Origin of the sequence: Rhodanobacter sp. C06, assembly GCF_002001105.1 — a bacterium.
GTDB lineage: Bacteria > Pseudomonadota > Gammaproteobacteria > Xanthomonadales > Rhodanobacteraceae > Rhodanobacter_A.
Window position 1 is genome coordinate 81861 of sequence record NZ_MUNP01000034.1, and the last position, 18847, is coordinate 100707.

Annotated in this window: 11 protein-coding genes; 6 read left to right on the forward strand and 5 right to left on the reverse strand. The window is 67.6% G+C overall.

All coding sequences use genetic code 11. The annotated features are described in order from the left end of the window. Positions 1 to 12: 12 nt before the first annotated feature. The 5 genes from B0E52_RS04125 (at position 13) to B0E52_RS04145 (ending at position 6297) form a co-directional block, all read left to right on the forward strand. Entirely contained in the window at positions 13 to 1338 is a 1326-nt protein-coding gene (locus B0E52_RS04125) for an acetylglutamate kinase (RefSeq protein WP_139351578.1), read from the forward strand. A gap of 138 nt (positions 1339 to 1476) precedes the next feature. Next, on the forward strand, positions 1477 to 2433 hold the full coding sequence (gene argC / locus B0E52_RS04130; protein ID WP_077482068.1) for an N-acetyl-gamma-glutamyl-phosphate reductase: 957 nt from the start codon (positions 1477 to 1479) through the stop codon (positions 2431 to 2433). Positions 2434 to 2549: 116 nt separating this feature from the next. After that, the gene (locus B0E52_RS04135; protein ID WP_077482166.1) at positions 2550 to 3845 is read left to right on the forward strand and encodes an argininosuccinate lyase; all 1296 of its coding nucleotides are present in this window, start codon (positions 2550 to 2552) and stop codon (positions 3843 to 3845) included. Between the two features lie 14 nt (positions 3846 to 3859). Then, positions 3860 to 5032, forward strand: coding sequence for a glutamate 5-kinase (gene proB, locus B0E52_RS04140; protein WP_077482070.1), 1173 nt, complete (start codon positions 3860 to 3862; stop codon positions 5030 to 5032). After that, positions 5029 to 6297 (forward strand): glutamate-5-semialdehyde dehydrogenase, encoded by a 1269-nt coding sequence (locus B0E52_RS04145; protein WP_077482072.1) that lies wholly within the window; start codon positions 5029 to 5031, stop codon positions 6295 to 6297. Before proB ends, B0E52_RS04145 begins: the two co-directional genes overlap by 4 nt. Positions 6298 to 6333: 36 nt before the next feature. Here B0E52_RS04145 and ggt read toward each other — a convergent pair whose 3' ends face one another. From ggt to B0E52_RS04160, 3 genes are all read right to left on the reverse strand, one after another. After that, positions 6334 to 8157, reverse strand: coding sequence for a gamma-glutamyltransferase (gene ggt / locus B0E52_RS04150; protein WP_077482074.1), 1824 nt, complete (start codon positions 8155 to 8157; stop codon positions 6334 to 6336). Between the two features lie 170 nt (positions 8158 to 8327). Then, on the reverse strand, positions 8328 to 9923 hold the full coding sequence (locus B0E52_RS04155) for a tetratricopeptide repeat-containing sulfotransferase family protein (protein ID WP_077482076.1): 1596 nt from the start codon (positions 9921 to 9923) through the stop codon (positions 8328 to 8330). A 136-nt stretch (positions 9924 to 10059) separates the two neighbouring features. Continuing rightward, positions 10060 to 13170, reverse strand: coding sequence for a TonB-dependent receptor (locus B0E52_RS04160; protein ID WP_139351579.1), 3111 nt, complete (start codon positions 13168 to 13170; stop codon positions 10060 to 10062). A gap of 486 nt (positions 13171 to 13656) precedes the next feature. On the opposite strand from B0E52_RS04160, the gene B0E52_RS04165 reads away from it, so the two are divergent. Further along, complete coding sequence (locus B0E52_RS04165; protein WP_077482080.1) at positions 13657 to 15546, forward strand: M61 family metallopeptidase; 1890 nt, start codon at positions 13657 to 13659, stop codon at positions 15544 to 15546. A 616-nt stretch (positions 15547 to 16162) separates the two neighbouring features. Here the strand turns inward: B0E52_RS04165 and gltS are convergent. Next, complete coding sequence (gene gltS / locus B0E52_RS04170) at positions 16163 to 17365, reverse strand: sodium/glutamate symporter (protein WP_077482082.1); 1203 nt, start codon at positions 17363 to 17365, stop codon at positions 16163 to 16165. Between the two features lie 363 nt (positions 17366 to 17728). Then, the gene (dgcN, locus tag B0E52_RS04175) at positions 17729 to 18769 is read right to left on the reverse strand and encodes an N-acetyltransferase DgcN (RefSeq protein WP_077482084.1); all 1041 of its coding nucleotides are present in this window, start codon (positions 18767 to 18769) and stop codon (positions 17729 to 17731) included. Between the last annotated feature and the right edge of the window lie 78 nt (positions 18770 to 18847).

Here is an 18847-nt window from a genome sequence, read left to right on the forward strand (position 1 = left end):
GCACAGGAAAACATGACTGTGGAAACGCACAAGCACACCCGCAAGACCATCGTGCGCCTGCTCTCGGCGATGGGCAGCGCGAAGGAAATCCAGCAGTACCTCAAGCGCTTTTCCGAGGTGGACGCCAAGCGCTTCGCCGTGGTGAAGGTCGGCGGCGCGGTGTTGCGCGACGAGTTGCAGGATCTCGCTTCCTCGCTCACCTTCCTGCAGCAGGTGGGCCTCACGCCCATCGTGCTGCACGGTGCGGGTCCGCAGCTGGACGAGGAGCTGTCCGCCGCCGGCATCGAGAAGCGGACGGTGAACGGCCTGCGCGTCACCTCGCCGAAGGCGCTGGGCATCGTGCGCCGCGTGTTCCAGCAGCAGAACCTCAAGCTGGTCGAGGCGCTGCAGGCGATGGACACGCGCGCCACCTCGGTGGCGTCCGGCGTCTTCATGGGCAGCTATCTCGACCGCGACGGGCTGGGCATGGTCGGCAAGGTCGAGAGCATCAACCTCGCGCCGATCGAGGCCGGCCTGCGCGCGAACTCGATCCCGGTGATCGCCAGCCTGGGTGAGACCGACGAGGGCCAGATCCTCAACATCAACGCCGACGTCGCCGCCAACGAGCTGGTGCGCGTGCTGCAGCCGTACAAGATCGTGTTCCTCACCGGCACCGGCGGCCTGCTCGACGGCGAAGGCAAGGTGATCGATTCGATCAACCTCAGCACCGAATACGAGCACCTGATGGCGCAGCCGTGGATCAACGGCGGCATGCGACTGAAGATCGAGCAGATCGCGGACCTGCTGGCCGGCCTGCCGCTTGCTTCTTCGGTGTCGATCACGCGGCCGTCGGAACTGGCCAAGGAGCTGTTCACCCACAAGGGATCGGGCACCCTGGTGCGGCGCGGCGAGAAGGTGCTGCGCTTCGGGTCGTGGGAAGGCGTGGAGCAGGCACGCATGCGTACTCTGATCGAATCCAGCTTTGGCCGCACCCTGGTGCCGGACTACTTCGAGCGCACCAAGCCGTATCGCATCTATGTGAGCGAGAACTACCGCGCCGCGATGATCCTCACCATGGAGGAGGGCCTCCCCTACCTCGACAAGTTCGCCGTGCTCGACGACGCGCAGGGCGAAGGCCTGGGCCGCGCCGTGTGGCAGGTGATGCGCGAGGAGAACCCGCGGTTGTTCTGGCGTTCGCGCCACCACAACCAGGTCAACATCTTCTATTACGCCGAATCGGATGGCTGCCTCAAGCAGCCGAAGTGGAAAGTGTTCTGGTACGGCCTGGACGGCAACTTCGACACCATCGCCCGTTGCGTGGCGCATTGCGCAGGGCGGCAGCCGACGTTGCTGGATTGAGCAGGAAAACTCCCTCCCCTGCGAAGCAGGGGAGGGTTGGGGAGGGGTGCTTTGAGGCCGAAACCAAGAGCCCTACCCCCTCCCGACCTCCCCCTGCTTCGCAGGGGGAGGGGCAAAAGTGCACGCAGGAGTGAATCGGTGACAAACGACAAGAAAACCATCGGCATCGTCGGCGCCCGCGGCCACACCGGCGCGGAACTGATCCGCCTGATCGCGGCGCATCCCGCGCTGGAGCTGGCCTTCGTCTCCTCGCGCGAGCTGGACGGCCAGCGCGTGAGCGAGCACAGCGACGCCTACACGGGCGAACTGCGCTACGAGAACCTCGCCCCCGCCGCCGTAGCTGCCAAGCGTGCCGATGTGGTGATCCTGGCGCTGCCCAACGGCAAAGCCGCAGCCTATGTGGAGGCGATCGATGCAGCGTCACCGGGCACGTTGGTCGTCGACCTCTCCGCCGACTACCGCTTCGACAAGGCCTGGTACTACGGCCTGCCCGAGCTGACGCGCAACAAGTGGCGTGGCGAGAAGCGCATCAGCAACCCCGGCTGTTACGCCACTGCGATGGAGCTGTCCATCGCGCCGTTGAAGGACCTGCTCGGCGCGCCGCCAGTGTGCTTCGGCGTCTCCGGCTATTCCGGCGCTGGCACCACGCCCTCGGACAAGAACGATCCCGAGAAGCTGCGCGACAACCTGATGCCGTATGCGCTCACCGGCCACACGCACGAAAAGGAGGCCAGCTTCCAGCTCGGCCTGCCGGTGGAGTTCATGCCGCATGTGGCGCCGCATTTCCGCGGCCTCACCGTCACCACCAACCTGTACCTTGCCAAGCCGCTGAAGCGCGAGGACGTGCTGGCGCGCTTCCACCACGTCTACGACGGCGAGAAGCTGGTGGCGGTGCTGGACGAGGCGCCGTGGGTCAGTCGCATCGCACACCGGCATCACGCCGAGGTCGGTGGTTTCGCGCTGTCGGCCGACGGCAAGCGCGTGGTGGTGGTGGCCACGCTGGACAACCTGCTCAAGGGCGCCGCCACGCAGGCGATGCAGAACATCAACCGCGCGATAGGCGTGGACGAATACACCGCGATTCCGCTGACTTGATCGTCATTCCGGCGCAAGCCGGAATCCAGTGCCTCGCGGGCAAGACGCTGGATTCCGGCTTGCGCTGGGATGACGAGCCTGGCGATCGAATCACCTTACGCAAGCAGGACGATTCCATGACCCAACCCCTCTGGCAAAAATCCGGCATCCAGATCGACGCGAAGATCATGCGTTTCCTTGCCGGCGACGACGTGATCCTCGATCGCGAGTTCTTCCTGCACGACATCGCCGCCAGCAAGGCGCACGTGGAAGGTCTGGCGAACATCGGCGTGGTGAGCGCCGACGAGGCCGCCGCGCTGAAGCGCGAACTGGGTGCGCTGGCGGAAGACTTCAAAAGCGGGGCCTTCGTACTGGACGAGCGTTTCGAGGACGGCCACTCCGCCATCGAGGCGCGCCTTACCGAGCGGCTGGGCGATGCGGGCCGACGCGTGCATACCGGGCGCAGCCGCAACGACCAGATCCTGGTCGCCACGCGGCTTTGGCTGAAGGAAAAGCTCGAAGCACTGGAGACGCACTGCCGAGCCATCGCCAGGGTCTGCCTCGACCGCGCCGCACAGCCGGCGATCCCGCTGCCGGGCTATACCCATCTGCAGCGCGCGGTGGTGTCGTCCACCGGTATGTGGTTTGCCGGTTTCGCCGAAGGCTTCATCGACAACGCCTTCCGCGCCCGCGGCACGCGCGAGTTGATCGACGCGAATCCGCTGGGCACCGCCGCCGGCTACGGCGTGAACCTGCCGCTTGACCGGGCGCATACGACGGCTGCGCTGGGCTTCGCCCGCATGCAGGTGTCGCCGATCTATGCCCAACTCTCGCGCGGCAAGTACGAGATGGCGGTGCTGGAGGCCATCGCCAGCGCGCTTCTCGATACGCGCCGCATGGCCTGGGACCTGTCGCTGTTCACCACGGCGGAATTCGATTTCGTGAAGTTGCCGGCCGAGTACACCACCGGCAGCTCGATCATGCCGAACAAGCGCAACCCGGACGTGGTGGAGCTGCTGCGCGCCAGCTATGCCAGCGTGGCGGCGGCGCGTACCGAGATCGAACAGCTGCTGTCGCTGCCTTCGGGCTACCAGCGCGACCTGCAGTTCTCCAAGGGCTCGATCTTCCACGGCGTGCGCCACGGCCTGATGGCGCTGGAGCTGGTGCCCGACCTGCTGGCCCGCCTTGAGTGGAACGAGCCGGCGACGTGTGCCGCGATCGAGCCGGCGATGTACGCCACCGACGTGGCGATCGAGCAGGCCGCAGCGGGCGTGCCGTTCCGCGATGCCTACCGCGCCGCCGCCGAGACGGCCGCCTCGGCCGGACGGGGGCGCACGCCCGAGGGCAGCTTGGCGCAGCGCACTTCACCGGGTGCAGGCCACGATCTGCGCCTGGACGAATTGCATGCTAGGCTTGGACGTCTAGACGGCTGAATGAGGTTCATCTAATGGCGGCTGTGGGAAGTGCGAGGCACTTGCGCGAACAGCCGCTGCCGCATTGGCGGCGCGCTGTACTGAAGGTCGGCAGCAACCTGCTGGCGGCCGATGGCGGCGGCCTCACCGCGCGCCATGCGGCGGCTCTGGCCGGTTTCGTGGCCGCCAGCCATGCCGCGGGGCGGCAAGTGGTGCTGGTTTCCTCGGGCGCGGTGGCCGCGGGTCGCGCGCTGCTGCGCGAGCACGCGCCAGCATCCGGCGACCTCGCGGCGCGGCAGGCGCTGGCGGCGCTGGGCCAGGCGCCGATGATCGCGCTGTGGCAGTCGCTCTCGCCGCGGCCGGTGGCGCAGGTGCTGCTCACCCATGACGACCTGCGCAATCGCCGCCGCTATCTCAATGCGCGAACCACCTTGCGCGGCCTGCTGGCGCTGGACGTGCTGCCGGTGGTGAACGAGAACGACACCGTGGCGGTGGACGAACTGAAGCTGGGCGACAACGACAATCTCGCCGCCATCGTCGCCGCGCTGGTCGACGCCGACCTGCTGCTGATCGCCTCGGACGTAGCCGCGCTGTACAGCGCCGATCCGCGGCGCGATCCCGCCACCGTGCCGCTGGCGCACGTCGCCGCGCTCACGCCGGAGATCCTCGCCATGGCCGGTGGCAGTGGCAGCGCGGTCGGCACCGGCGGCATGCGCACCAAGCTGGAGGCCGCGGCGAAGGCCGCGGCAGCGGGCATTCCCACCGCGCTGTTCGGCGGCCGCGACGAGGCGACCGTGCATGCACTGGCAGTAGGCCGCCTGCATGGCACCCTGATCGACGCCGCGGGCACCCGCATGCAGGCACGCAAGTACTGGCTGCGCCATGCACCGGCCGCGCCGGGGTGCATCCGCGTGGATGCCGGTGCGGCGCGTGCGCTGGCCGGTGGTCGCGCCTCGCTGCTGCCGGGCGGCATCGCCGGCGCGCTAGGCGAATTCCAGCGCGGCGACCTGGTGGAGATCACGGATGCCGACGGCAAGGCGGTGGCGCGCGGCCTCAGCCAGTACGCCGCCGCCGAGGTGCGTCGGCTGGCCGGCCGGCACAGCCGCGACATCGAGGCCGTGCTGGGCTATACCCATGGCCACGAGATCGTGCATCGCGACGACCTGGTCACGGTAGCGACCGAAACCACGGGAGGCATCGAGGCATGAGCGAGATCCGAACCCTGGCGCTGGCCTGCCGCGAGGCGGTGCCGACGATCGCCGCGCTGGACAGCGCCGACAAGGCGGCACTGTTGCGCGACATGGCGGCGGCGCTGGAAGCGCGCCGCACCGACGTGCTCGCCGCCAATGTACGCGACATGGCCGCGGCGGCCAGCAAGGGCGTGCAGGGCGCGATGCTGGATCGCCTGCGCCTGGACGAAGCGCGCGTGGCGGGCATCGCCGCCGCGCTGCGCGAGGTGGCCGAACTGCCCGACCCGGTCGGCCAGGTGACGCGCCGCGAGACGCGGCCCAACGGCCTCACGGTGGAGCGCGTGCGCATCCCGCTGGGCGTGATCGCGATGATCTACGAGGCGCGCCCCAACGTCACCGCCGATGCCGCCGCGCTGTGCCTCAAGGCCGGCAATGCGGTGATCCTGCGCGGTGGCTCCGAGGCGATCCATTCCAACACGGCCATCGCTGCGGCCTTGCATGACGCCTTGCGCGCACATGAACTGCCGGAAGCGGCGGTGACCCTGGTGACGGATCTGGCGCGCGAGACGATGGTCGAGCTGCTGCAGCTCACCGACATCGTCGACCTCGCGATCCCGCGCGGCGGCGAGGGGCTGATCCGCTTCGTCGCCGAGCACGCGCGCGTGCCGGTGATCAAGCACTACAAGGGCGTGTGCCACCTCTACGTGGACCGCGCCGCCGATCTCGACCTTGCGCTCAACCTGCTGATCGACGGCAAGGCCTCGCGTCCCGGCGTGTGCAACGCGCTGGAAACCCTGCTGGTGCATCGCGACGTGGCCGCCACCTTCCTGCCGCGCGCCGCGCAGGCGTTGCGCGAGCGCGGCGTGGAATGGCGCGGCGACGAGCGCAGCCGCGCGCTGGTGCCCGACATGCATGCGGCCAGCGACGACGACTACGCCGCCGAGTTCCTCGATCTGATCCTCGCCGTGCGCGTGGTAGACGATCTCGACGAAGCCATCGCGCATATCCGCCGCTACGGTTCCGACCATACCGAAGTCATCGCCACCCGCGACGGAGCCACGGCGCAACGCTTCGTGCAGGCGATCCGTTCGGCAGTGGTGATGGTCAACGCTTCCTCGCGGTTCTCCGATGGCGGCGAACTTGGCCTCGGCGCCGAGATCGGCATCTCCACCACACGGCTGCATGCCTACGGCCCCATGGGCGCCGAATCGCTCACCATCGAGCGTTTCGTGGTGCGTGGCGAGGGGCAGGTCAGGCACGCGGCAAGCCGCATGCGGCAGTAGCACGGGGCGGGGCGTGCCTCGATACCGGGAGAGTCGTCAGTAGCCCGCGGCGAGCCCGGCGGGACGCCTGGGATCGTTGGCGCCTTCCAGCAGGCCGGTTTCGGGATCGACCATGATCGCCTCGTCGGCGCCGATCGAGTGGCGCAGCTTGAACGTGTAGCCCATCGATTCCAGCGTCTTCCGGGTCTGCGGCGTGACCAGGCCGGGCTCGACGTACACCACGTCGGGATACCACTGGTGGTGCATGCGCGGCGCGTCGATCGCCTGCTGCACGTTCATGCCGTAGTCGATCACGTTGACGATGCTCTCCATCGTGGTCGAGATGATGGTGGCGCTGCCGGGGCTGCCGGTGATCAGGAACGGCTTGCCGTCGCGCAGCACGATGGTGGGCGTCATCGAGCTGAGCGGGCGCTTGCCCGGCTCGACCTGGTTGATCACGCCCTGCACCAGCCCGGCGCCGTTCGCCTCGCCGGGCTTGCCGGTGAGGTCGTCCATCTCGTCGTTGAGGAAGAAGCCGGTATCGCCGGCGATCTGCCGGATGCCGAACAGATAGTTGATGGTGTAGGTCACCGCGACGGCGGTGCCATCCTTGTCCATCACCGAGTAGTGCGTGGTGTGGTTGCCCTCGGGCTGGCCCAGGCTGCCCCGAATCTCGGACGAGGGCGTGGCCTTGTCGGTCTGGATGGTGGCGCGCACCTTGTCCAGGTGCTCGGCCGAGAGCAGCCGGTCGATCGGGTTGTGCACGAAGGCCGGGTCGCCGAGGTAGGTGTTGCGGTCGGCGAAGGCGCGGCGCTCCGCCTCGACCAGGTAGTGCAGGCTCTCGGGCGAGCCGTAGCCCCATTGGCCGAGCGCGTAGGGCTCGACCAGCTTGAGGATCATGCACACGGTGACGCCGCCGGAACTGGGCGGCGGCGCGGACACGACGGTGTAGCCGCGGTAATCGCACTGCACCGGCTTGTCCCACTGCACGGTGTAGTCGGCGAAGTCCTGCATCGAGAGGATGCCGTGGTTGGCCCGGCTCGCCGCGACCAGCTTGCGTGCGATCGGGCCCTTGTAGAACGCGTCGGCTCCGCCCTCGGCGATCTGTTCCAGCGTGTGCGCCAGTTGCGTCTGCACCAGGCGCTGGCCGGCCACGTACGGTTTGCCGTGGTCGAGGAAGATCGCCGCCACGTTGGGGTACTTGGCGAAGTCCTTCACGCTGTCGTCGAGGATGTTCACGTCGCCCTGTTCGAGCACGTAGCCTTGCTTCGCCAGCTTGATCGCCGGCGCGATGACCTGCTGCAGCGGCATCGTGCCGTATTTCTTCAGCGCGGCGTCCAGCCCCATCACCGTGCCGGGCACGCCCACGCCGAGCCAGGTGTCGGTGCTGAGCCCCGGGACCAGGTTGCCCTTGGCGTCCTGGAACATCGCCGGTGTGGCCTTCAGCGGGGCCTTCTCGCGGAAGTCGAGGAAGACGTTGCGGCCGTCCTTGAAATGGATGGTCATGAAGCCGCCACCGCCGATGTTGCCGCAGCAGGGATGCACTACGGCTTCGGCATAGCCGACCGCCACCGCGGCGTCGATGGCGTTGCCGCCCTGCTTGAGGATGTCCAGCCCGACCAGGGTGGCCAGATGCTGCGCGCTGACCACCATGCCGTGTCTTGCGGTGACCGGTCTGGCCTTGGCCAGCGCCGCCTGGGTGGCGGCGGGCGCGTTGGCGATCGCGGGAGCCTTCGGGGCGGCATCGCGGGCGTGCAGCGGCAGGCAGCATGCGGCGATGGCCGCGGCCAGCAGGTGGCATTGCCATCCCGGAAGGGAGCGATGCCTGCGCGTAGCGCGATTCGATCCCGTCTGGGCTTGTGCCGTGTCGCGGTCGGACATTCGCTAGCTCTCCACGCCATGTCCAGGCAGCATAGTCACAGGCACGGTGGCCGCTCCAATGAAAAGAGGGGTATGCGGCATAACCGGCGGTTGTGGGCGCGCCGCTGCCATGGGCCGGTAGGAGCGCACCCCCGGATCAAGTCCGGGGGTGCGCTCCTGCAGGGGGCGGCTTATTCCACCGGAATACCCGCATCGCGCAGGCGCTGGCGCAGGCGATCCAGCTTGTCGCCGTAGCGCGCGCTGCGCGCGGTGTCGCGGCGCAGGGGCTGGCGCACCTGCGCCGCGCTGGGCGTGCTCAACACGGTGCGCGAGGTCTTGTGGAATTCCAGGCACGCCGGCTCGAACGGCAGACCGCAGAAATCCAGCAGACGGCGAATGGTCGGCTCCGGTTCGGCGACCAGGGTTTCGTATTCGAGATCGAACACCTGGCTCGGATAGCGTTCCAGCCAGAAGCGCGTCAGGCGGATAAAGTCGATGCAGTAGTCGGCCATCTCGTCGAGGTCGCAGGTGAAGCCGCTCTGCTCGGTGAAGAGCTGGCGGAAGCAGGCCAGGCAGGTTTCCACCGGGTCGCGCCGCACCACCACCACCCGCGCCGCCGGCAGCATCGCCAGCGCGGCGCCCACCAGGTACCAGGTCACCAGGCTCTTGTCGGTGAAACGCGGCTTGGCCTTGCGCCACGACGCGGTGCGCGCGAGGTATTCCTTGCCCAGGCGCTGCCAATCCGCCGCGCTGGCATGCGGCGTCCACAGCGGGAACGCGGAGTGGCGGCGTCGCGTTTCCGCGTCGATCACCTGGGACATGTCCTTGATCTCGTTCGCGCCCTCCACCTCGGGATGCGAGGCCAGGATCTGCTCGACCAGGGTGGAGCCGGAGCGCGGGACGCTGACGATGAAGATGGCTTCGCGGCCCAGCGCGGGGTCCGGCGGAGCAGGCATGTCGTGCGCGAAGATGCGCTGGATCGCTTCCACGCGTCGCCGTTCGCCCGTGGCGTTCCAGTGTACGCGCTGGCGCCGCGAGGCATTGGCTTGCCGGAACGTCTCGAAAGCCTGCGCGTAATCGCCCTGGTCCTCCAGCGCCTTGGCCAGCGAGAAGCCGAGCAGTTCGCGATCGCGGGGCGACTGTGCGCCTCTCGTCATGGCCTGGCGCAGGCTGGCCGCATCCGCGGCGTCGAAGCGCACCGTGTTGAGGTTGGACAGGCCGAACCAGCCTTCGGCGTTGCCGGGGTCGAGGCGCAGCACCGCGCGGAAACCGGCCACGGCATCGTCGATACGGCCCAGGCTGGCTTGCGCCTTGGCCAGCGACAGCCGGGCCTGCAAGTGCGCGGGCGCGAGTTCCAACGCGCGCTGCAGCGCGGCGATGGCGTCTTCCGTGCGCGCCTGCCGCCAGCAGGCTTCGCCGAAGTTGAACCAGGCCGACGCGGAGGCAGGCGCCAGCTCGCAGGCGCGCTGCAGCTGCGACATGGCTTCATCGATCTCGCCGCGTTCGTGCAGCGCGATGCCCAAGCCCACGCGCAGCTCGGCGTCTTCCGGCCAGACCGGCAGCACACGCCGGAAACAGTCGGCCGCGGTGGCTTGGTCGCCGCGGTGCTGGGCCATCACGCCGAGCATGCGCAACGCATCGGCGTGGTCCGGTGCCAGCGCCAGCACCTGCCGGATCGAGCGTTCGGCGGCGTCGAACTGCCGTTGCTGCCACTCCGCGCGTGCCCTTGCCAGCCACTGGGCGGCTGCGGTCGGCAGGGGCGTGGACTGCACGGTTTCGCTGCTCATGCCGTCACGCTATCAAAAAATCGCCGGGAGCGATTTTTGACATCGCGTAGCGATGGCCCGAAGAGCGGCTGCCATGGATGGCGGCTGCAAAAAAAACGCCGGGCAGGAGCCCGGCGCAGGGGGAGGTCGGCATCGATCAGAAATCGTAGGCGATGGAGAAGCGGACGCTGCGTGGCGAACGGGTGTCCTGCACGCGGCCGTAGTCCGGGTTGGGGCTGCTGGTGGTGCCGAAGAAGTCGTTGTAGAAGATCGTGGTCTGGTCGTTCAGCACGTTGAACACGGCGAGGTTGAAGTCGAGCTTGTGCTGCGCCCACGCCGGCTTGTAGTCCAGGCTGAGATCGACGTTGTGCACCCACGGCGTGTTGCCGAGCGAACCGGGCGGCACGGGCACGCCGGCGCACCAGTAATAGGTGTGCGAACCGTGCAGGGCCAACTGGGTGGGGCCGTAGCCGCCGCGGCACATCACCGGCGTGCCCGAGGTAATGTACAGGTCGGCGCCGACCGTCCATTCCGGGGTGAGCGCGTAGGCGCCGAAGATCTTGAACTGGTGCTTGCGGCTGTTCGGCAGCACGCCGCCCGACCACTCCATGCGCTCCGGGAAGTCCCATGCGGTGGTGAGCGATTCGTAAGAGCCGCCCTGCTGCGAATACGTGCTCACCGGACCTTCGGTGTTGCCCCAGGTGCGCGCGAACACGTAGTCGAACTTGGCGAACCACTTGCCGTCCCACGCGTGCTCCAGCGACAGGTCCAGCGAGAGGTAGCGGCGTTCCGGCCCCTTCGGGAAGCCCTGGTCGGTGCCACTGAGCGTCACTGGCACGAGACCGCCGTTCGGATCCTTCATCCAGAGGTAGTTGGTCGCGCCCGGATTGATCAGCACCAGGCTCTGCGCGTAGTTGGAGCAGTCCGCCGGCGTCATCCACGCATAGCCCTGCGCACGGCCCGCCGCGCACTCGATCTGCTCGTCGTCGAAGTCGTCGATGATGCGATTCATCTTCTGGTAGGTGCCAGTGGCGCCGAACACCCAGTTCGTGCCCAGCATGTGGAACTGCTGCTGCATGCCCAGCACGTAGTTGTCGGAGAACTCGGCCTTGGCGTTGCGCGCGGCGGAGACGCGCGGGTCCTTCGCCTGGCCGTACTCGTTGTCGATCGACACGCCGGTCGACGGGCTTTGCGGCAGCGGCGTGAAGCCGGTGGGCACGCCGGTCACCGGATCGATGCCGGTGTAGGTGCCATAGATGCCGGCGTTCGTCACCGGGGCGGCGATGGACAAGGCCACGTTGGTCGGCAACGAGAGGAAGTAGCGGCCGGCGTTGCCGAACACCTTCAGAGTGGAATCGCCATGCACGTCCCAGCTGAAGCCCAGGCGCGGCGCCCATTGCGGCTTGGTCTCGCGGATGTAGGGCACGCCGGAGGCGTCGTAGTTCACGAACTGGTCGTTGCGCAGGCCCAGGTTCAACAGCAGGTTCGGGGTGACCTGCCAGTTGTCCATGATGTACTGGGCGCGCTGCGTCACGCGCACGCTGGCGACGCTGAGGTCGGTGTGCTGCTGCACGTAGTAGCAGGTGCCCTGGTAGCACTGGGTGGATGGCGCGACGTAGGGCGGAATGTTCGGGTCGGCGCCGAACACCGGCACGCCGGGGCCGGTAGCGCCGTACATCCACTGGTAGCCCGGGCCGGTGTCCTGCGAACCATCGTTGATGTCGTACGAGTTGATGTTGTCGATGCCGGCCTGGAAATCGTGGCTGCCAAGTTTCCAGTCGAGGCTGAGGCGATAGTTGGTGATCGACTCGCGATGGTCGGGATCGGAAAGGGTGGAATTGGACTGCGCATTGATGATGCCGCCCGGCGGGGCGAACCGCGGATCCTGCAGGGACGCGCTGGCGATGTGCGGCAGCTCCGGGTCGTAGCCCGGGTAAGCGGGCTGCGTCGAGTAGTACTGGCCGTGCATCTTGCCGTAGGTCGCGTTCAGCGTGATGTCGTCGGTGATGTAGGAGGTGTAGTTCAGCACCCCCATCTTGAACACGGTCTTGTTGTACTGGCCGAGGTAGGCGAAGGCGCCTTTCTGCAGCGTGTCGTAGTCGAAGTCGTAGTAGCTGCCCTGCGTCTGGTGCGCGTTCTGCAGGTAGCTCAGCGTCAGCACGTTGCTGTCGTTGATGTTCCAGTTCAGTTTGCCGAACAATTTCGGGTCATGCACGCTGAACAGACTGGTGACGCCGTTGCCGAATTCCGGGGTGTTGCGGTACCGGCTGTCGTCCTTCTCCGCGCTCAGGAAGAAGAACAGCTTGTCCTTGATCAGCGGTCCGCTGACGTAGGCGTCGTAGATCGTTTCCTGGGCGCGGTCGGCGTTGCGATACACGGCCAGATCGCCGGGCGAATAGGCCGGGTCGCCTGCCAGCAGCGGATTGGCGTAGCGGAGATTGTCCGGCCTGGCACGCAGGCTGGCCGGCTGCCACAGCACGCGCGCGCCGAAGTGCCAGTCGTTGGTGCCGCTCTTGCCGATCTGGTTGATCACGCCGCCGATGGAGCGGCCGTAGCGCGCGTCGTAGCCGCTGATGTAGGTCTGCTGTTGCTCGATCGCGCCGTAGGGCAGGGTGACGCCGCCCGAGTTGTTGAGTGCCTCGGTGACGTTCATGCCGTCGACGTAGTACGCGTTCTCCGCTGTCGAAGCGCCGCCGAACACGTTCATCGGCGTGCCGAGCGGGCCGGTGCCCAGTTCGGGCGAGCCCATGTTGACGCCCGGCGCCAGCAACGCAATGTCTTCGGCGGTGCGCGCCAGCGGCAGCTGCTGCAACTGCTTGGAGGTGATCGTGGTGACCTGGTTGGTGGTGGTCACGTCGATCGGTGGGGTGACGTTGGCGGTGACCTTGATCGCGTTGAGGTTCACCGCGTTCGCGGCGCCGGCCGCGAAATCGACGGCCACTGCGCCCGCCGCCACCGGCGAGACGTCGGTGCGGCTCTGCACGACCTTGCCGTCCTGCAGCAGCGACACCGTGTAGGTGCCGACCGGCAGCGTGATCGAATACCTTCCCGACGCGCTCACCAGGATGCTGCGGTTGAAGCCGCCGGCGCCGGTGATCTGGATGGTCTCGCCCGGCGCCACCGGCGCCGAACCGTAGATGGTGCCGTTGGTCGCCTGTGCCCAGGCCGTGCCTGCGGCGCCGCAGGCGAGCAAGCCGATGGCAAGGGGCAGCGCCTTGCGCCTGAAAACGTCGTTGCGATACGGCGAGCGCCGGGATTTGCCCTTCATGTATGCACTCCACTGTGGTGAAACGCCAGGTGCGGCGGCTTGGGGCCCGTCAAGGCCCGTTGTTTCATCGCATCGCGTGCGGAGCGAGGGCTTGCGTAACCCTGTTGGTCGCAGCCGTCGCCATGCCCTTGTCAGCCAATCGATGACCCCTCGCCATGGATGGTTTGCGTGCCGGCTCCGGCAGCAGCGGGGCGGGCGGGTCGAACGTGGACCTGGCGTGCCGGAACACGGCGGCGTCGCGGCATGGATGCGGCGCGCCGACGTCTCGTGGACGAAGCCCGTGCCTTGCTGCGACGCACATCGAGCGGACATCCTCCATGCCCACAGTGCGTCACCGAGCGTAGTCCGCGGCAAGCGAAAGCCGCCAATGAATAATCTTGCTCGCGCCATAACTGAGGGTTATGCGTGCCATTCGGCGCTTGAAATTTTTCTCGCGAGGCGTTCCATTCGGCATTCACGCACTGCATTCGCGCACCGGGGAAACGCATGAAACGATGGCCATTGCTGCTGGGCATGCTTGCCCTCGCCGCGTCCGCATCCTGCATCGCGCATGCGGATGCGGGCGTTCCCGCCAAACCCGTCGAACTGACGGTGCGTCTGCCCGACCCGGCGCAGAAAGTGCTCTACGTGCACGAGACGATGCCGGTCGCGCCCGGCAAGCTCACGTTGTATTACCCGAAGTACATTCCGGGCGACCATGCGCCGGACGGCCCGATCGGCACGATGATGGGGCTGGAGATCAGCGCCGGCGGCAAGCGCATCGCGTGGCAGCGCGATGCCGTGGACATGTTCACCTTCCACCTCGATGTGCCGGCCGGCGTGGACAGTCTCGACATCCGCTTCCAGTTCCCGGACACGGACCGGATCACGCCGAACCTGCTGGATCTCACCTGGGACCACGTGGCGCTGTACCGCGCGGGCGAACCGACCAAGGCGCAGATGTTCGAGCCCACCTTGGTGATGCCCGCGGACTGGAACTACGGCACCGCGCTGGAAACCGCCGCGCGCGACGGCGGGCGCGTCCGCTTCAAGCCCGTGCCGTTCAACACGCTGGTCGATTCGCCGGTGATCGCCGGCAAGCACTTCCGGCAGATCGATGTCACCCCGGCGGGCTCCGGCGTGCATCGCTGGCTCGACATGGTGGGCGACAGCGAGGCTGCGCTGCAGATCAAGCCCGAACAGCTCGCGGGTTACCGCAACCTGGTCGTGCAGGCGCAGGCGCTGTTCAAGTCACACCACTACACGAACTACCACTTCCTGCTGACGCTGAGCGACCACACCTCGGTCGGCGGCCTGGAACACCACCAGTCCAGCGACGACCGCGCACGCGGCGGTTCGCGCATGTTCGCCGACCCGGAGCATTTCATGCTCGACGGTTCGCTGCTGCCGCACGAGTACACGCATTCGTGGAACGGGAAATTCATGCGTCCGGAAGGCCTGTGGCAGCCGGACTTCGAGCAGCCCGAGATCGCCGACGGGCTGTGGGTGTACGAGGGCCTCACGGTCTACCTGGGCGACGCGCTGACCGCGCGCAGCGGCCTGTGGTCGGCGCAGGAATGGCGCGATGCGCTGGCGTACCGCGCGGCGACGTTCGCGCATCGCCCTGGCCGTGAATGGCGGCCGCTGTCGGACACCTCCCGCGCCGCGCAGCTGCTGTACGGCGGGGACATGGGCTGGGTGAACTGGCGCCGCGCCACCGACTTCTACCGCGAAGGCCAGTTGCTGTGGCTGGCGGTGGACACGAAGATCCGCGCGCTCAGCCACGACCAGCGCACGCTGGACGATTTCGCGAAAGACTTCTTCGGCAAGAACGACGGCAGCTACGTCACCCGCACCTACAGCTTCGACGACGTCGTCGCCGGCCTGAACGCGGTGCAGCCCTGGGACTGGGCGAAGTTCCTGCACGGCTGGATGGACGGCGTGGGCGACGAAGTGCCGCTGCTTTCCGGCATCGAGCAGAGCGGCTGGAAGCTGGTCTACACCGACACGCCCTCGCGCTACCAGAATGCCGTCGAGAACGTGGGCAAGAGCGAGTTCAGCGCGTCCGGCGTCGACGAGACGTTCTCGGTGGGCCTGTTCATCAATCACGAAGGCAGCATCATGGACGTGTTGTGGCAAGGCCCGGCCTTCAAGGCGGGGCTCGCACCGGGCATGAAGCTGCAGGCGATCGACGGGCACGCCTACACCCCGCGCATCCTGCGCGACGCGATCGTGCGTGCGCAGAAGGATCGGCAGCCGATCCAGGTCCAGGCGCAGATCGACGGCGTCAGCCGCACGTATGCGGTGCACTACGACGGCGGGTTGAAGTATCCGCATCTGGTGCGCATACCCGGCACGACGGATTACCTGGGCGAGATCCTTGCGCCGAAGCGGTGAGCCATTGCCTTGCGCCCCTCTCCCACTTGCGGGAGAGGGGTATGGGGAGAGGGGGCTCTTGCAAGCTTCAAAGCGGTTTCGGACGCCTGTCGGCGCCCGAGCTACTTCTCTTTTGCTTGTCCAAGAGAGAAGTAGCCAAGAGAAAACGACACCCCGATGCGGCGCTCTCCGGGCATCCTGCCCTCCGAGTACGAGAGGCGTGGCCGGGCTTTTCGGCCGGACTCCTGTCCGGTCGAAAAGGCGAGTCCATCCATGGCCTCGCCCGCTGCGCGGCCTGATCGTCCCCGCCTCACCGCCGCACAGGGGCCCCGGAAAAGCAGCGCGCTCCTGCGCGCAGAAGCAACGGCCAGAGCAAGGCAAAACAAAGCGAAGCGCGGCAGGACTTCTTTCCTCAGCCATCGAGCACGGCGCGGTATGGCCGCACTGTGTATCGCGTAGGCGGGAGCGGCTTCAAAAACCTCGAAACGTCCTGCTTGTAATTCCGGCGGGTTGAATCAGGCCATTTCTCTTGGTTACTTCTCTTTGGGCCAGCAAAGAGAAGTGACTCGGGCGCCGAAGGCGTCCGAAACCGCTCTGTTGTTTGACGATCGATCACACTTCCTCAAGCCACAAGCCGTCAATGCCAGACATTGACGAAGCCCGTGATGATGATCGCGTTCGTGAAATCGATCAGGAACGCGCCCACCACCGGCGCCACCAGGAACGCGCGCGGCGCGGGGCCGTAGCGTTCGGTCAGCGAACTCATGCAGGCCACGGCGTTCGCGGTGGTGCCCAGCATGAAGCCGGTGAAGCCGCTGGCCATCACGGCGGCGTCGTAGTCGCGCCCCATCAACTGCAGCAGCGGCCAGCAGCAGAACGCCAGCACCAGGATCGACTGCACCGCCAGGTTCGCCAGCAGCGGGAGCGCCAGGCCGGCCAGGTCCCACAGATGCAGGTTCATCAGCGCCACGACGAGGAACAGCGAGAGCGCGGTGTTGCCGATCAGTTCCATCGCGCGCGTCGACAGCCCGAACCAGCCCAGGCGGTCGTCGATGTTGCGGATGATCGCGCCGATCAGCATCGCGCCGATGTAGCTCGGCAGGGTCACGCCAAGCCGGCCCAGACCGTCGCCGATCCACGCGCCGATGCCCATCGCCAGCAACATGTACACCAGGCTCTTGAGCCCGCCGTAAGTCGGATCGACGGCGCGCTGCTCGGGCGCCGTCGCCGCCATCGGTGCAGCGGTGTCCGCGCTTGCGGTTGCGGCAGCCGGGCGCAGGCCATGGCGTTCGATCAGCATCGCCGCGATCGGCGAGCCGAAAATGGAGCCAAGGACGATGCCGGCCATCGCGTTGGCCAGCGCCACGCTCTGCGCGCCATGCACACCGACCTTCTCGAACAGCGGCGCGAAGGCCATCCCGGTGGCGGGGCCGCCGGTGAGCGTGACCGAGCCGGTGACCACACCGAACAGTGGCGGCAGGCCGAAGGCCTTGGCCATGGCTATGCCCAGCAGGTTCTGCACGATCGCCAGCACGCTGGCCAGGGCGAGAAACAGCAGTATCTGGCGGCCGCCGACCTTGAGCAGGCTGGCGCTGGCATTGAAGCCGATGCTGGTGAAGAACGCGATCATCAGCGGCTGCTGCCACGCGGTGTCGAAGCGTATCGGCGTGACGTCCCAGTGCCGGCAAGCGAGCATGAACAGCGCCACCAGCAGGCCGCCGATCACCGGCGCGGGAATGCTGAAGCGCATCAGCAGCGGAACGTGCCGACGGATCGCGTAGCCGACCAACAGGAACAGCCCGCCGCAGGCCAGCGTCTGGATCGAGTCGAGTATCAGCACGCGCAGTGGTCCGCGGCGACGGTGAGCATCTCGGCACTATGCCGTAAGAGCCTGTTCAATGTCTCCGCGTGGCCCGCGACGGGAGCTGTTTGCACGCAGACCAAGGAAGAAGGAGGGCGCGCGGGGAAAGTCCGAGGATGGACTCGGCTCTGAGGAGCGAGGAGTGGACGTCCTTCCAAGACCGAGTGATGACGCAGGGATGTGGGCAAACAGATCCGGCCTGAGGGGGTGCCCTCGAATGGCCGCCATGCGGCGGCGCGCGGCTTGGCCTGCCAGCCAGGCAGGCGCTGCACCAAGCGCGACCACCTGATGGTCATTCGAGGGCAACGCGAGCTACGCGGAGACATTGAACAGGCTCTTGGTTCACCCCGGGAAGCATGCAAGGAGGTTGTCCGCGATCGACTCGACGCCCATGGTGACCGGATCCTGGCAAGGCAATCCGAACAGCGCGCCGACCCGTGCGCAGGCCGCCTGCGCTTCGCCTGCCGGCATCTTCGAGGTGTTCAGCGCGATGCCGACGGGCCGCACCGCGGGGTTGGTCAGGCGGGCGGCGGCAAGGTTCGCCTCCATGCAGGCCACCAACTCCGGGATCGGGTAATGCGGCAAGCCGCGCATGTGCTGCCGCGTCGGCTCGTGGCAGAGCACCAGCGCATCGGGTTGCGAGCCGTGCAGCAGACCCAGCGACACGCCGGCGTAGGATGGATGGAACAGCGAGCCCTGGCCTTCGATCAGGTCCCAGCCGTCGTCGTCGCGCGTGGGCGAGATCGCCTCGGCGGCGCCGGAGATGAAATCCGCGACCACCGAATCCACCGGGATGCCCGCGCCGGCGATCAGGATGCCGGTCTGCCCGGTGGCGCGAAAATCCGCCGCGCAGCCGCGCGCGCGCAGCGAACGCTCCAGCGCCAGCGTGGTGTACATCTTGCCGACCGAGCAGTCGGTGCCCACCGTGAGCAGGCGCCGACCGGCGCGCGGCTTGCCGTTGCCGACCGGGATGCCCGGCCCCGCCGCGCGCGCGTCGAACAGTGCGCGGCCGTTGCGACGCGCGGCGGCCACGATGTCGGCGTTGTCGCGCAGCTTGTGGTGCAGGCCGGAAACCACGTTGAGCCCGGCGTCCAGCGCGGCGACGGCATCGGCGACGATCACCGGGCCCATCACGCCGCCGGCGTTCGCCGCGCCGATCACCATGGTGTCGGCGCCCATGCCCTTGGCCTGGGCAAAGCCGAGATCGGGCAGATCCAGCGTCACCCTGCAATCGAGGCGGCGGTGTTGGCCGAGGCAATGCTCCGGCCGCCAGAACGCCAGCCCGCGCGCGGTCTTGATCGACAGGTCGTCGGTCGCGCTGCCCAGGTACAGCAGGTAGGGCGGTCCCCAGCGGACTGCGGTTTCTGCGCCTTGGTTCGACATGCGGGCCGTGACTCCGTGAGGTTGCGTACCGCATCGCGCGGCGCGACGAGGATAGTCAGCGGCCGCCGCGCGCCGCCA